Source organism: Streptomyces erythrochromogenes (assembly GCF_040684695.1).
Classification (GTDB): Bacteria; Actinomycetota; Actinomycetes; order Streptomycetales; family Streptomycetaceae; genus Streptomyces; species Streptomyces erythrochromogenes_C.
On record NZ_JBFBGM010000009.1, the window covers coordinates 138,642 to 151,863 of the forward strand.

General features: G+C 69.8%; 14 protein-coding genes, 1 tRNA gene and 1 pseudogene. 2 read left to right on the plus strand and 14 right to left on the minus strand.

The window, feature by feature from the left end:
- Positions 1–153 precede the first annotated feature (153 nt).
- The 9 genes from rplL to AB0O53_RS16400 form a co-directional block, all read right to left on the minus strand.
- Positions 154–540 (minus strand): 50S ribosomal protein L7/L12, encoded by a 387-nt coding sequence (gene rplL, locus AB0O53_RS16360; RefSeq protein WP_048474779.1) that lies wholly within the window; start codon positions 538–540, stop codon positions 154–156.
- Positions 541–651: 111 nt separating this feature from the next.
- Positions 652–1,182 carry a 50S ribosomal protein L10 gene (gene rplJ / locus AB0O53_RS16365; protein ID WP_030026650.1) on the minus strand — a complete coding sequence of 177 codons (531 nt, stop codon included), beginning with the start codon at positions 1,180–1,182 and terminating at the stop codon, positions 652–654.
- A gap of 245 nt (positions 1,183–1,427) precedes the next feature.
- Positions 1,428–2,327: an SCO4651 family lipoprotein gene (locus tag AB0O53_RS16370; RefSeq protein ID WP_365196142.1), complete on the minus strand. Its 900-nt coding sequence runs from the start codon at positions 2,325–2,327 to the stop codon at positions 1,428–1,430.
- 133 nt (positions 2,328–2,460) lie between these two features.
- The gene (locus AB0O53_RS16375; RefSeq protein ID WP_365196148.1) at positions 2,461–3,321 is read right to left on the minus strand and encodes an SCO4651 family lipoprotein; all 861 of its coding nucleotides are present in this window, start codon (positions 3,319–3,321) and stop codon (positions 2,461–2,463) included.
- Between the two features lie 222 nt (positions 3,322–3,543).
- Positions 3,544–4,272 carry a 50S ribosomal protein L1 gene (rplA, locus tag AB0O53_RS16380; RefSeq protein ID WP_350992873.1) on the minus strand — a complete coding sequence of 243 codons (729 nt, stop codon included), beginning with the start codon at positions 4,270–4,272 and terminating at the stop codon, positions 3,544–3,546.
- An 88-nt stretch (positions 4,273–4,360) separates the two neighbouring features.
- Complete coding sequence (gene rplK, locus AB0O53_RS16385) at positions 4,361–4,795, minus strand: 50S ribosomal protein L11 (RefSeq protein WP_030026644.1); 435 nt, start codon at positions 4,793–4,795, stop codon at positions 4,361–4,363.
- Positions 4,796–4,977: 182 nt separating this feature from the next.
- Positions 4,978–5,883, minus strand: a complete 906-nt coding sequence (nusG, locus tag AB0O53_RS16390; RefSeq protein WP_350992875.1) for a transcription termination/antitermination protein NusG — start codon at positions 5,881–5,883, stop codon at positions 4,978–4,980.
- An 82-nt stretch (positions 5,884–5,965) separates the two neighbouring features.
- Positions 5,966–6,247 (minus strand): preprotein translocase subunit SecE, encoded by a 282-nt coding sequence (gene secE / locus AB0O53_RS16395; protein WP_030825982.1) that lies wholly within the window; start codon positions 6,245–6,247, stop codon positions 5,966–5,968.
- A 105-nt stretch (positions 6,248–6,352) separates the two neighbouring features.
- Positions 6,353–6,425: transfer RNA gene (locus AB0O53_RS16400), tRNA-Trp, on the minus strand.
- Between the two features lie 204 nt (positions 6,426–6,629).
- Here AB0O53_RS16400 and AB0O53_RS16405 point away from each other — a divergent pair.
- Complete coding sequence (locus AB0O53_RS16405) at positions 6,630–7,856, plus strand: pyridoxal phosphate-dependent aminotransferase (protein WP_350992877.1); 1,227 nt, start codon at positions 6,630–6,632, stop codon at positions 7,854–7,856.
- Positions 7,857–8,006: 150 nt separating this feature from the next.
- Complete coding sequence (locus AB0O53_RS16410) at positions 8,007–9,026, plus strand: adenosine deaminase (protein ID WP_350992879.1); 1,020 nt, start codon at positions 8,007–8,009, stop codon at positions 9,024–9,026.
- Here AB0O53_RS16410 and AB0O53_RS16415 read toward each other — a convergent pair.
- From AB0O53_RS16415 to AB0O53_RS16435, 5 genes and pseudogenes are all read right to left on the minus strand, one after another.
- On the minus strand, positions 9,016–9,387 hold the full coding sequence (locus AB0O53_RS16415; RefSeq protein ID WP_234308926.1) for a hypothetical protein: 372 nt from the start codon (positions 9,385–9,387) through the stop codon (positions 9,016–9,018). The genes AB0O53_RS16410 and AB0O53_RS16415 overlap by 11 nt on opposite strands.
- Positions 9,388–9,448: 61 nt before the next feature.
- Positions 9,449–10,519 (minus strand): annotated as a pseudogene (locus AB0O53_RS16420) (UDP-N-acetylmuramate dehydrogenase); the annotation flags it as partial.
- A 66-nt stretch (positions 10,520–10,585) separates the two neighbouring features.
- Entirely contained in the window at positions 10,586–10,984 is a 399-nt protein-coding gene (locus AB0O53_RS16425) for a DUF3291 domain-containing protein (RefSeq protein WP_350993200.1), read from the minus strand.
- Positions 10,985–11,060: 76 nt separating this feature from the next.
- Positions 11,061–12,533, minus strand: a complete 1,473-nt coding sequence (locus AB0O53_RS16430) for an MFS transporter (RefSeq protein WP_365196155.1) — start codon at positions 12,531–12,533, stop codon at positions 11,061–11,063.
- Between the two features lie 92 nt (positions 12,534–12,625).
- Positions 12,626–13,195: a TetR/AcrR family transcriptional regulator gene (locus AB0O53_RS16435; protein WP_350992883.1), complete on the minus strand. Its 570-nt coding sequence runs from the start codon at positions 13,193–13,195 to the stop codon at positions 12,626–12,628.
- Positions 13,196–13,222: the final 27 nt, after the last annotated feature.

Consider the following 13,222-nt stretch of genomic DNA (forward strand, 5'->3'; position numbering starts at 1 on the left):
AGCGGATCATCTCCGGACCCTGCGTCGGGGCAACGATGATCACCCTACTCCCCAACGAGACCAGGGCAAGTCAGGCACTGCGAATACGCCAAAGGGCGACCACCCTTACGGGTGATCGCCCTCGGCTGAGGCCTCAGGAGGGCCTCAGAGGTGTTACTTGACCTCGACGGCCGCACCGGCGCCCTTGAGGGCCTCGGCGGCCTTCTCGGCGGCGTCCTTGGCGACCTTCTCGAGGACCGGCTTCGGGGCGCCGTCCACGAGGTCCTTGGCCTCCTTCAGACCCAGGGAGGTCAGCTCGCGCACGACCTTGATGACCTGGATCTTCTTGTCGCCGGCACCGGTGAGGATGACGTCGAACTCGTCCTTCTCCTCCTCGGCGGCGGCGGCGTCGCCACCACCCTGACCCGGGGCGGCAACGGCGACGGCCGCGGCGGCGGTGACGTCGAACTTCTCCTCGAAGGCCTTCACGAACTCGGAGAGCTCGATGAGGGTCATCTCCTCGAACTGGGCGAGGAGGTCGTCCTGAGAGAGCTTCGCCATGATGGGCGATCCTTCCACTAATTCGGCAGGTGCCGATGTGTCTATAGAGGCGGGCGTAACGGCCCGCTACGACCCGCGCACTAGGCGGCGCGGATCAATGCGCGAGCCGAATTACTCGGCACCGCCCTGCTCGGCGAGCTTGACGCGAAGCGCTTCCGCGGTGCGGACGAACTTCGACGGCAGCGCCTGGAAGAGCGAGGCAGCCTGGGACTGCTTGCCCTTGAACGCGCCGGCCAGCTTGCTGAGCAGAACCTCGCGGGACTCGAGGTCCGCAAGCTTCTTGATGTCGTCGGCGGAGAGAGCCTTACCGTCAAGGACACCGGCCTTGATGATGAGGTTCGGGTTCTCCTTGGCGAAGTCACGCAGAGCCTTCGCCGACTCCACCGGGTCACCGGTGATGAAGGCGACCGCGGTCGGACCAGCGAAGTGCTCGTCCAGCGCGGTGATCCCGGCCTGGTTGGCCGCAATCTTGGTCAGCGTGTTCTTCACCACGGCGTACTGGGCGTTCTCACCGAGGGAGCGACGCAGCGTCTTGAGCTGCGCGACGGTGAGACCCCGGTACTCGGTCAGCACGGCGGCGTTGGAGCTCTGGAACGCGTCCGTGAGCTCGGCCACCGATGCAGCCTTGTTGGGCGTCGGCATGGTGCGTTCGCCTCCTTCCGGGTGATGAGGACCGCTCAGAAGGGGCTGACATACAAAACGCCCCGGCGCAGGCGCCAGGGCGTAGCTCGACCGGAACGAGTCCGGGAACTTTCCACAGTCACCTGCGCGGGTCGTCCGCAGTAAGCGGATCCTTCGGCCACCGCACCCTGTCGGGCACAGCAACGACCAGCGGTCTTTGGCTTCCGGGGAAGACTACGTGAAGGGTTCCGGTCGAGGCAAATCGGTCAGCGGCGAAGGCCCGGCAGCCCGGCGTCCCGCAGGGTCTTGTCGGCCTCCTCCAGGTCCTTGTCGGCCTGCGCGAGGTCCTTGTCGACCTGTTCGAGGTCGGCGTCGACGCCCTTCATCACGGCGTCGAAGGTGACGACCTGGTCGGCCGGCGGCGGCTGCACCGCGGGTGCCTTGCCGAAGTCGGAGAACTTCGCCGTGGTCTTCGACGTGCCCTTGGCGTCCGTGCTGGAGCTGTCGACGCGGACCGGGTAACCGTCCGCGCCGATCCACAGGTCCACCGCGAAGGCGGTGATGTGCTTCACGGACTCGTGGAGGTACTGGCGGTTCTTCTCCTCCATGACCTTGGTGGACTCGTCCGCCCTGAGCAGGTCCGCGTTGGTGAGGCTCGCCTTGTAGTGCTGGGCCTCGACACCGCCCTGCTGCTCGGCCCCGACGTGTGTGAGCTTCTCCTGGCCGAGCAGCAGGGCGAGGTACTCGGCCGGGTCCTCGTTCAGCCGGACCCCCGGCTTGCCGTCCTTGGACAGGTCCATCTGCATCCAGGTCTTGCCCTTGATGGGCTTGTCCATCTGGGTGTAGACGGTGTCGCCCATCATGATCGAGCGGCTGTCGGGCTCGCCGCCGCCCTTGAGGACCACGTCGTGGCCGGACGGGTACCAGCCCTTCGTGCCGGACTGGGTGCTGGTCTTGCCGTCCTTGTCGACGGTGGACAGCTCCGCCTTGGCGAACTTGGCGGCCACCGTCTTCAGGTAGGACGCCTTCACGGCCTCCGCGGGGTCGTGCGCCTTGGCGTCGGCCCCCTTGCCCCCGTCGGCCCCGCCGCAGGCCGCGAGAGCGCCCACGAGAAGTGCGGTGCCTGCCATCGCCACGCCGGCCCGGATCCGGACAGCGCTGTTCATCTGGTTCTCCCCCATGAATGGTTGCTGCGCGTCGCGCCGCCGCCGTGGAGCGGCGGCGGCGCGACGGTACTGCGGTCGTACGGTGCTGTTGCTGTTGCTGTTGCTGTTGCTGTTGCTGTTGCTGCGGCGGCGGTCAGGCGGAGCCCTCGCCGCCCTTCATCATCTCGGCGAGGTCCATGACCTGCTCGGCCGGCGGCGCGGTGACCTCGACGGGCTTGTTGACGTCCAGGAACTTGATGGTGATGTCCATCGGGCCGGAGGTGCCGGCGCCCCGGGTGCGGACCTGCTTCGCCTGGTCGTTCTCGTCGATCCAGAGGTCCATGGTCAGGGTCTTGATGCCCTGGGCCTCCAGGGCCGCGATGTTCTTCTCCTGGCGCTCCTTGGCCTCCGGGGTGGAGGCGGCGCTGCGGGCCCGCAGCTCGTCGACCGAGACGGTGCCGCTCAGGTGCGTCGTCTTCTGGCCGTCGACGGTCTCCTCGCCGACCGTCTTGAGGTCCTTGGCGGTGCTCAGGCTGTCGGCCGTGTCGGCCGGGTTCTGGCCCTGCTGGGAGGAGCCGAGCGAGTCCAGCTGCTTGGCCTGCTCCGGGGCGAGGGCCTTGAGGTCGAACTTCAGCCACTTGCCCTCGGCGCCCATGTACATGGCGCCGTCGATGAGGCGGATGTCCACCTTCTCGCCCGGCTTCTCGGGCGAGTCCATCGACATCGACATGGCCACCGTCGGCTTGATCCGCATGGCGGCCTCGCCGGTGATCTTCTGGCCCGCCGCCTCGCCCGCGATGGAGTAGCGCAGGGAGGTGATCTCCTCGGACTTCTTCTTCGTCTTCTCCAGGTACGCGGCCGGCGTGACCTCCGCCGGCTTCTCCGCGGCCTTGGCCGGCGCGGACGCCCCCGTGTCCTTCTTCGCGTCGTCGCCCTTCTCGCAGGCCGTGGCACCTCCTGCGAGCAGGAGGGCGGCCAGGACGGCCACGGCCGTCTTCTTGCGGTATGCGTTCATGCGTTTCCCACCCCGTGTCCTGGTGCAGCGCGTGGTCCCCGGCGCTCGTCGCCTGCGGCGCTGCCCGTACGACTGTACGACCCGACGTCGACAGGGAACGCACAGGACTCGCACAGGCGTCTCACAGGGGAACGGAAAACGGGCCCCTCGCCGCCCGTGAAGGGGGCGAGGGGCCCGTTCAGCCACTCGGTGAGCCGTGAGGCTCCGTCAGGCTCGGCCTGATCAGACCGCGGCCGGGTCTTCCTCGACGAGGAGGTTCCGGGTGCGGTTCGGGTCCAGCTGGATGCCGGGGCCCATGGTGGTGCTCAGGGCGGCCTTCTTCAGGTAGCGGCCCTTGGCGGCGGACGGCTTCAGACGAAGGATCTCGTCCAGGGCCGCGCCGTAGTTCTCGACGAGCTGCTCGTCGGAGAAGGAGACCTTGCCGATGATGAAGTGCAGGTTCGAGTGCTTGTCGACGCGGAACTCGATCTTGCCACCCTTGATCTCGGTGACAGCCTTCGCGACGTCCATCGTGACGGTGCCGGTCTTCGGGTTCGGCATGAGGCCACGGGGACCGAGCACGCGGCCGAGGCGGCCGACCTTGCCCATGAGGTCCGGCGTGGCGACAACGGCGTCGAACTCGTTCAGGCGGTTGCCCTTGGCGATCTCGTTGATCAGCTCGTCGTCGCCGACGATGTCGGCGCCGGCGGCTTCCGCGGCCGCTGCACGGTCACCGGTCGCGAAGACCAGGACCCGGGCGGTCTTACCGGTGCCGTGCGGGAGGTTCACGGTGCCGCGGACCATCTGGTCGGCCTTGCGCGGGTCGACACCCAGGCGGAAGGCGATCTCGACGGTGCTGTCGAACTTGGTGGAGGAGGTCTCCTTGGCGAGACGGACGGCCTCGAGCGGGGCGTAGAGCTTGTCCCGGTCGACCTTGGCGTCCGCAGCGCGGAGAGTCTTGCTGCGCTTCACTTCTGCTCCTGTGTTGTGGCTTCAGGCATGGAGTCGTGGTGCGGACCAGCGCTTGGTCCTACCACTGATGGTGCAAGGGGTGGCTGGATCAGCCTTCGACGGTGACGCCCATCGAACGCGCGGTGCCGGCGATGATCTTGACGGCCGCGTCGATGTCGTTGGCGTTCAGGTCGGGCATCTTCAGCTCGGCGATCTCCTTGACCTGGGCAGCCGTGAGCTTGGCGACCTTGGTCTTGTGGGGCTCGCCGGAGCCCTTCTCGATGCCCGCGTGCTTCAGGATGAGGCGCGCCGCCGGCGGAGTCTTGGTGATGAAGGTGAAGGTGCGGTCCTCGTAGACCGTGATCTCCACCGGCACGACCATGCCACGCTGCGACTCGGTCGCGGCGTTGTAGGCCTTGCAGAACTCCATGATGTTGACGCCGTGCTGACCGAGCGCGGGGCCGACCGGCGGAGCCGGGTTGGCCGCACCGGCCTTGATCTGGAGCTTGATAAGCCCCGTGACCTTCTTCTTCTTGGGAGGCATTGCTCTCTCCGGGTCCTAGTGAGAGTTTTCAGCCGCCGATCCGGTCATCCGGATGGAGGCATACCGCACCACGATAACGGGTATCAGTGCGGGGCTAAAAATCGAGCAGGTCAGACCGCCCTTGAGGGGTGGTCTGACCTGTCCGGAAGCTGTGGCTCAGAAGCCGTGATCCAGGGAGTGGATCAGTTCTTCTGGATCTGGTCGAAGCTGAGCTCGACCGGGGTCTCGCGGCCGAAGATCTCGACGAGGCCCTTGACCTTCTTCGAGTCGGGGTTGATCTCGTTGATGGTCGCCTGGAGCGTGGCGAACGGGCCGTCGGTGACGGTGACCGAGTCGCCGACCTCGAAGTCCAGGACCTCGATGGTGCGCTTGACGGCGGGCGCGGGCAGGCCGGCCTCTTCCGCGGCGGCCTTGGCGGCCTTCTCCTGCGCCTCCGGGGCGAGCATCTTGACGATCTCGTCCAGGGTCAGCGGGTACGGGTCGTACGCGTTGCCCACGAAGCCGGTGACGCCGGGGGTGTTGCGGACGACGCCCCAGGACTCGTTCGTCAGATCCATGCGGACGAGAACGTAGCCGGGCAGCTTGTTCTGCCGGACGTTCTTGCGCTCGCCGTTCTTGATCTGGACGATCTCTTCCTCGGGGACCTCGGCCTGGTAGATGAACTCCTCGACGTTCAGCGAGACGGCGCGCTGCTCCAGGTTGGCCTTCACGCGCTTCTCGTAGCCGGCGTAGGTGTGGATCACGTACCACTCGCCGGGGAGGAGGCGCAGCTCCTCGCGCAGGGCCTGGATCGGGTCAACCGGCTCGGCGGGCTCGGCCTCTTCGGCCTCCTCCGCGATCTCGGCGTCCTCGTCGGCGGCCTCTTCGAGCTCGGTGTCGGCCTCGTCGGCCTCGACCTCGTCCGTCTCGACCTCGTCCGCCTCGTCGTCGGAGACGTGCAGCGCGGCCTCCTCGGCGGCGTCACCCGCCTCGACGTCGGCGAGCTCGGCCTCGTCGGGGTCCACAGCGTCTGCCGCCTCGACGATGTCGAGCTCGTCCTCGACGGACTCGACGGAGTCGTGGCTCGCGTTCAGGTTCGGGTCAGACACGGTGGCTGCTTCTTCCTGGAAAAAAGGTGGTGGAACATGCGAAAACGGGCGGCACCCATCAAGGCGCCGCCCTCCGCGGGGATCAGCCGAAGACGAACTTGATGGCTTCCTGGAACCCATAGTCAATCACGGTCACCAGACCGATCATGATGACCACGAAGACAATCACCACGGTGGTGTACGTCGTGAGCTGGTTGCGAGTGGGCCAGACAACCTTGCGGAGTTCCGCGACAATCTGGCGGTAGAAAAGCGCGAGACGGCCCAGAGGACCCTTCTTGCCGCGCTTGCCGCCCTTGCGGGCCTTCTTCTCGCGCGTCTCGTCCTCGGCGTCAGGCATGTCGATGGAGCCCAGGGCGTCCGTCACGTCTCTCACCTGAATCCGGGTCGTGGCCGTACCGCGCCCGGTTGCGCCGCACGGCGTTGCATCTAAGAACGTACCTGCGCACACACGTCCGAGTGGAGTGTGGAGCAGGGCCGGAGGGACTCGAACCCCCAACCGCTGGTTTTGGAGACCAGTGCTCTACCAATTGAGCTACGACCCTTTGCGTCCCCCAACCTACCGCATCCGGGCGAGTGCACGGAGTGCTCACGCTTTCCAGCGGCTGGCGAGGTCCAACGACAGGTGAGTGTACGTGAACTGGGCCGTGACGTCGAACAGCACCCGGCCTGACATGCTCCGGCCCGTCTCCCGTCCGTTCATTGAAACGGTGTGCGGCGCTTCTGCGCGGTCTGGGACGATTGCCGGTATGACCTCTGCAACGCCTTCCTCCGAGCGCCGGGTGTCCGCCCGTATCGGCGCCATTTCCGAGTCCGCCACCCTCGCCGTGGACGCCAAGGCCAAGGCCCTCAAGGCCGCCGGGCGTCCGGTGATCGGCTTCGGCGCGGGCGAGCCCGACTTCCCCACCCCGGACTACATCGTCGAGGCCGCGGTCGAGGCCTGCCGCAACCCCAAGTACCACCGCTACACGCCGGCCGGCGGTCTGCCGGAGCTGAAGGCCGCCATCGCCGCCAAGACGCTGCGCGACTCCGGCTACGAGGTCGAGGCGTCGCAGGTCCTGGTGACCAACGGCGGCAAGCAGGCGATCTACGAGGCCTTCGCGGCGATCCTGGACCCGGGTGACGAGGTCATCGTCCCGGCCCCCTACTGGACCACCTACCCGGAGTCGATCCGTCTCGCCGGCGGTGTCCCGGTCGAGGTCGTCGCCGACGAGACCACCGGTTACCGGGTCTCCGTCGAGCAGCTGGAGGCCGCGCGCACCGAGCGCACCAAGGTCGTCCTGTTCGTCTCCCCGTCCAACCCGACCGGTTCGGTCTACAGCGAGGCCGACGCGAAGGCGATCGGCGAGTGGGCCGCCGAGCACGGCCTGTGGGTGCTGACGGACGAGATCTACGAGCACCTGGTCTACGGCGACGCGAAGTTCACCTCGCTGCCGGTCCTGGTCCCGGCCCTGCGCGACAAGTGCATCATCGTCAACGGTGTCGCCAAGACGTACGCGATGACGGGCTGGCGCGTGGGCTGGGTCATCGCCCCGCAGGACGTCATCAAGGCGGCGACCAACCTGCAGTCGCACGCCACCTCCAACGTCTCCAACGTGGCCCAGGTCGCCGCGCTGGCCGCCGTCTCGGGCAACCTGGACGCGGTCGCCGAGATGCGCAAGGCCTTCGACCGCCGCCGCCAGACGATGGTCAGGATGCTGAACGAGATCGACGGCGTCTTCTGCCCGACCCCCGAGGGCGCGTTCTACGCGTACCCGTCGGTCAAGGACCTCATCGGCAAGGAGATCCGCGGCAAGCGCCCGCAGAGCTCCGTCGAGCTGGCCGCCCTGATCCTCGACGAGGTCGAGGTCGCGGTCGTCCCGGGCGAGGCCTTCGGCACCCCCGGCTACCTGCGCCTGTCCTACGCCCTGGGCGACGAGGACCTGGTCGAGGGCGTGTCCCGCATCCAGAAGCTCCTGGCCGAGGCCAAGGCCTAGGCCTGACGCGGCCCGCAGCACGACCTGGGCGGCGGCACCCCTGAGGGTGCCGCCGCCCAGGCGTTTCCGGCGCCCGCTCACGCGTTCGCGCAAGCCCCCGATCGGTAAAACCCCCTCCCGCCGAGCGCGGCGGTTTGGCAGGATCACCAGATGGAGCACGCACGCGATCTCACGCTTCTGCCGAAGGCCCACCTCCACCTGCACTTCACCGGGTCGATGCGACCATCGACCCTGCTGGAACTCGCCGACAAGTACGGCGTCCGGCTCCCCGACGCCCTGACGGCCGGGGAACCGCCCAAGCTGCGCGCCACCGACGAGCGCGGCTGGTTCCGCTTCCAGCGGCTCTACGACGCCGCCCGCTCCTGTCTGCGCGAGCCCGAGGACATCCAGCGGCTGGTGCGCGAGGCGGCGGAGGAGGACGTACGGGACGGCAGCGGCTGGCTGGAGATCCAGGTGGATCCCACCTCCTACGCACCCCTGCTCGGCGGGATGATCCCGGCGGTCGAGATCATCCTCGACGCGGTCGACGCGGCCTCCCGCGAGACCGGTCTGGGCATGCGGGTGCTCATCGCCGCCAACCGCATGAAGCACCCCCTCGACGCCCGCACCCTGGCCCGGCTCGCCGTGCGCTACGCCGACCGCGGCGTCGTCGGTTTCGGCCTCTCCAACGACGAGCGCCGGGGCATGGCCCGGGACTTCGACCGGGCCTTCGCCATCGCCCGCGAGGGCGGCCTCCTCGCCGCCCCGCACGGCGGCGAGCTCACCGGCCCGTCCTCGGTACGCGACTGCCTCGACGACCTGCACGCCGCCCGCATCGGGCACGGGGTGCGGGCCGCGGAGGACCCCCGGCTGCTGAAGCGGCTCGCCGACCGGCAGATCACCTGCGAGGTCTGCCCGGCGTCCAATGTCGCCCTGGGCGTGTACGAGCGGCCCGAGGACGTTCCGCTGCGCACGCTGTTCGAGGCCGGGGTGCCGATGGCGCTGGGCGCGGACGACCCGCTGCTGTTCGGGTCCCGGCTCGCGGCGCAGTACGAGATCGCCCGCCGCCACCACGCCTTCACGGACGCGGAGCTGGCCGAGCTGGCCCGCCAGTCGGTGCGCGGGAGCTCCGCGCCGGACGACGTGCAGGCCAAGCTGCTGGCGGGGATCGACCACTGGCTCACCGGGTGAGCCGCAGGTCTCCCTCGTAGCAGTCGGCGCGCACCCGGCGGCCGTCCGGGAAGCCGATCTCCAGGTGCGTGCGGCCCTGCTCGGGCAGCGCGAACTCGGCGACGGAGGAGACGGTCTCGCCCAGGTGCCGCAGGAAAGGGTGGTCGCCGAGGTCCTCGCCGACCTCGATGCGGCCCCACTCCCCCATGTCGTACGGCGCGTGGGGCGGGGCGGACTCGACGATGAGGCACTGGTCGGAGCCGGTGGTGATCCGGATGGAGTCGCCGACGCTGTCGATCAGCCAGACGTCGAGGGGGGACTCGGAGCGTTCGCCGTCGCTGACGTGCCAGGACGCGACGACCCTGCTGAGCGTGCGACCCACGAGCCGAGTGGGGTCCGTACCGGCCCCGTGACGGGGACAGAGCATGGGCGGCCGGGGCTCCTCAGATGCTGACGCCGACCGTCACCGGCTCGTTGACGAGGGTGACGCCGAAGGCCGCGTGGACGCCCGCGACGACCTCGCGGGCCAGGGCGAGGAGGTCCTCGGTGGTGGCCTCGCCGCGGTTGGTGAGGGCGAGGGTGTGCTTGGTGGAGATGCGGGCCGGGCCGGTGCCGTAGCCCTTGGTGAAGCCGGCCCTGTCGATCAGCCAGGCCGCGCTGGTCTTCGTACGGCCCTCGCCGGCGGGGTAGGCGGGCGGGGCGGTGTCGGGGCCGAGGCGGTCCTGGACGCGGGCGAGGAAGGCGGCGTAGGCCTCGTCGGTCAGGATCGGGTTGTGGAAGAAGGAGCCGGCCGACCAGGTGTCGTGGTCGGCGGGGTCGAGGACCATGCCCTTGCCGGCGCGCAGGCGCAGCACGGTCTCGCGGGCGGTGGCGGCGGGGACCCGGTCGCCCGCCCCGACGCCGAGGGCGCGGGCGGTCTCGGGGTACTTGATCGGCGCCGAGAGGCCGCCGGCGTCCTCCAGGGCGAAGCGCACGCGCAGGACGACGTAGCGGTCGGGCTGGTCCTTGAAGGTGCTGTGGCGGTACCGGAAGGCGCACTCGGCGGCGGTCAGGGTGACCGTTTCGCCGGTGGTGCGGTCGTAGGCGACGACCTCGGTGATGGTGTCGCAGACCTCCTGGCCGTACGCCCCGACGTTCTGGATCGGGGTGGCGCCGGCCGAGCCGGGGATGCCCGCGAGGCATTCGATGCCGGCGAGGCCGGCTTCGACGGTGCGGGCGACGGCGTCGCTCCAGTTCTCGCCGGCGGCGAGCTCCAGCCGCGTCCCGTCCAGGTGGAAGCCGGTGGTCGCGATGCGCAGGGCGGTGCCGTCGAAGCCCCGGTCGCCGATGACCAGGTTGCTGCCGCCGCCGATGACCAGGAGCGGGGTGCCGCTCTCGTCCGCGGCGCGGACGGCGGCGACCACCTCGGCGTCGGTGGTCGCGGTGACCAGGCGGGCGGCGGGACCACCGAGACGGAAGGTGGTCAGCGGGGCGAGGGGGGCGTCGTGGAGTTCCTGCACGTGGACAAGAGTACGGTCCGTGCCCCTCGCATCCTTGCGGGGCCACGGACCGTCCTCGCTCGTCCCCGGTGCCGGCGCCGGTCAGCGGCCCGTCTTCTGCTCGGCGAGGCGGCGTTCGGCCTCGGCCCAGCCGATGGGCAGCTCGCCGGCGGGCACGGTCCAGTGGGTGAAGACGGATTCCCGCATGTGCGCGGCGGCGGCGCGGGAGCTGGAGCGGTGGGGCTCGCTGCGGGCGAAGCGGTACAGCGCGTCCCGGTCCTCCCACGCGGAGAGGGTGAGGAAGGTGCGGCGCAGGACGCGGGCCCGCAGGGCGACGCCGTGGGCGCCGGGGGCCCTGCGCATCTGGCGGATGATGCCGGGCGCCTTGAGGAAGAACCGGACGGCGCCGGTGAGCGTGGCGGTCTCGAAGCGGGAGGCCATGACGTGGACCTCGGCGCCGGGGGCGGCCGGTGTGGGCGTGGACCAGGGGATGTCGGGCATGACGTGCTCTCCTTCCGTGGTGCGGCTGCGGGGCTTGTCCCCGGCGGGGCCGGGTCGCCGGATCAGGGGGCGGCGGTCATCCGGTGGCCGGGACCTTGTCGGCGGCTCCGGCGGCTCCGGCGGACGCGGCGGGCGCGGCGGCGGGTACGGGGGTGGGCGCGTCCTTGGCCTTGCGGGGCACCAGGAGGGCCAGCGCGGCGGCGACGGCGACGGCGGCGGCGCCGATCCACAGGGCGGGGACGGTGCCGTCGGTGAAGGCCTGCGGGGACTCGTAGCCGCCCTGGGCGGAGAAGACCGAGGCCAGGACGGCGACGCCGAGGGCTCCGCCGACCTCGCGCAGGGCGTTGTTGGTGCCGGACGCCTTGCCCTGGTCGGCGGGGCGCACGTTGGACATCAGGACGTTGGCCGCCGGGGCGAAGTAGAGGGCCATGCCGATTCCGCTGAGGATCAGCGGCGGCAGCTGCGCGGCGTACGAGACGTCGGCGCTGAGGATCGCGGCGAACCAGCCGAGGCCCAGTGCCTGGAAGGCCAGGCCGGCGGCGACGACGGGGCGGCCGCCGATGCGGTCGGAGAGGATCCCGGCCAGCGGGGCCACGAGCATCGGCATGCCGGTCCAGGGGAGCATGCGCAGGCCGGCCTCGGTGGGCGAGTAGCCGGCGACGCCCTGGAGGAACTGGCTGAGCAGGAAGATCGAGCCGAACATGCCGAGGAACATCAGCAGGCTGGCCAGGTTGATCCCCAGGAAGCCTCGGTCGCGGAAGAGCCGCATGGGGAGCATGGGGTCGGCGTGCGTGAAGCCGTGGCGGACGAAGGCGGCGACGAGGGCGGTGCCGACGATCAGGCCGGTGAGGACGGAGGCGCTGGTCCAGCCGTCGGAGTTGGCGTTGACCAGGGCGTAGACGATGCCGAAGAGGCCGCCGCTGATGAGCAGGGTGCCGGGGATGTCGAGGCGGGCGCCCGGGGCGGTGGACTCGGCGAGGCGCAGGCGGGCGAGCGGGATCAGGGCCAGGCCTATGGGCACGTTGAGCCAGAAGATCCACTGCCAGGAGATGTGCTCGGTGAGGCTGCCGCCGATGAGGGGGCCGCTGGCGACGGCGAGGCCGGTGACGGCGCCGTAGATGCCGAGGGCCATGCCGCGGCGGGCGGCCGGGACGGCGGCGGTGAGCAGGGTCAGGGTGAGCGGCATCATGACGGCGGCTCCCACGCCCTGCACGGCGCGGGCGGCGATGAGCTCCTCGATCCCGGGCGAGAGGGCGGCCGCGGCGGAGGCGCCGGTGAAGACGGCGAGGCCGGCGATGAACAGCCGGCGGCGGCCGAAGCGGTCGCCGAGGGCGGCGCCGAACATGAGGAGGACGGCGAAGGTGAGCGTGTAGGCGTTCACCGTCCATTCCAGGTCCTCCAGCCCGCCGCCGAGGTCCTCGCGGATGGCGGGGAGGGCGGTGGTCACGACCAGGTTGTCGAGTGCGGCCATGAAGCTGGCCACGCCGGTCAGGACGAGGGCCCAGACGGCGGGCCCGCGGAGCTTGGTGTCGGTGCCTTGTTCTTGCACGGTGTCCCCCTGCGGTTGGTTTGTTAGTTATTGCTGACTAACTTTGGCGTCCATGAAAAAGCGCGCATGAGCCGATCGCACGCGCCCCGCCCCTACTTCTCCAGGCGTCCGGTGGTGCGGGCCTGCGGGTAGAACCCCGCCCAGACCCGGTGGTCGAACGGGAAGCCCATGGCGGCCAGGACGTTGATGAGCATCCCGTAGGCCATGAACGTCGTGGTCTCCCCCGGGTCGCCGCCCAGCGGCAGGTGGACGGTGTCCCAGAGCTCCATCCAGCCGGCCCGGACGACCTTGCCGAACTCGTGGTCGCCGGCCGCCTCGGCCGCGGCCACCGCCACGTACATCTGGAGCTGCATCTGGAGCTTGTCCGGGTCTTCGGTGATCAGCCGGGTGTACGCGTTGGCGATGGCCTGCTGGGCCTCCTCGCCGCGCAGCCCCTCCACGGCGGTGGCGAAGAGCTCGCGCGTGTCCCTCAGGCAGCGTTCGGAGGCGGCCAGGAAGATCGCCTGCTTGTTGGGGAAGAGCCGGAAGAGGTAGGGCTGCGAGACCCCCACGCGCTTGGCGATGGACTCCGTGGAGGTCCCGTGGTAGCCGCCGCGGGCGAATTCGTGCATCGCCGCGCGAATGACGCTCTCGCGCCTCTCTTCTGCGCTCATCCTTGCCATACGAGAAAGTTAGTGGCCAATCACTAA

Excerpts from the sequence above, each read along its gene's own strand:
- AB0O53_RS16405 (WP_350992877.1), top strand. The coding sequence starts at position 6,630 with ATGACCTCTGCAACGCCTTCCTCCGAGCGCCGGGTGTCCGCCCGTATC.
- rplK (WP_030026644.1), bottom strand. The coding sequence starts at position 4,795 with ATGCCTCCCAAGAAGAAGAAGGTCACGGGGCTTATCAAGCTCCAGATC.
- AB0O53_RS16435 (WP_350992883.1), bottom strand. The coding sequence starts at position 13,195 with ATGGCAAGGATGAGCGCAGAAGAGAGGCGCGAGAGCGTCATTCGCGCG.
- AB0O53_RS16410 (WP_350992879.1), top strand. The coding sequence starts at position 8,007 with ATGGAGCACGCACGCGATCTCACGCTTCTGCCGAAGGCCCACCTCCAC.
- rplJ (WP_030026650.1), bottom strand. The coding sequence starts at position 1,182 with ATGCCGACGCCCAACAAGGCTGCATCGGTGGCCGAGCTCACGGACGCG.
- AB0O53_RS16370 (WP_365196142.1), bottom strand. The coding sequence starts at position 2,327 with ATGAACAGCGCTGTCCGGATCCGGGCCGGCGTGGCGATGGCAGGCACC.
- rplL (WP_048474779.1), bottom strand. The coding sequence starts at position 540 with ATGGCGAAGCTCTCTCAGGACGACCTCCTCGCCCAGTTCGAGGAGATG.
- AB0O53_RS16425 (WP_350993200.1), bottom strand. The coding sequence starts at position 10,984 with ATGCCCGACATCCCCTGGTCCACGCCCACACCGGCCGCCCCCGGCGCC.
- AB0O53_RS16375 (WP_365196148.1), bottom strand. The coding sequence starts at position 3,321 with ATGAACGCATACCGCAAGAAGACGGCCGTGGCCGTCCTGGCCGCCCTC.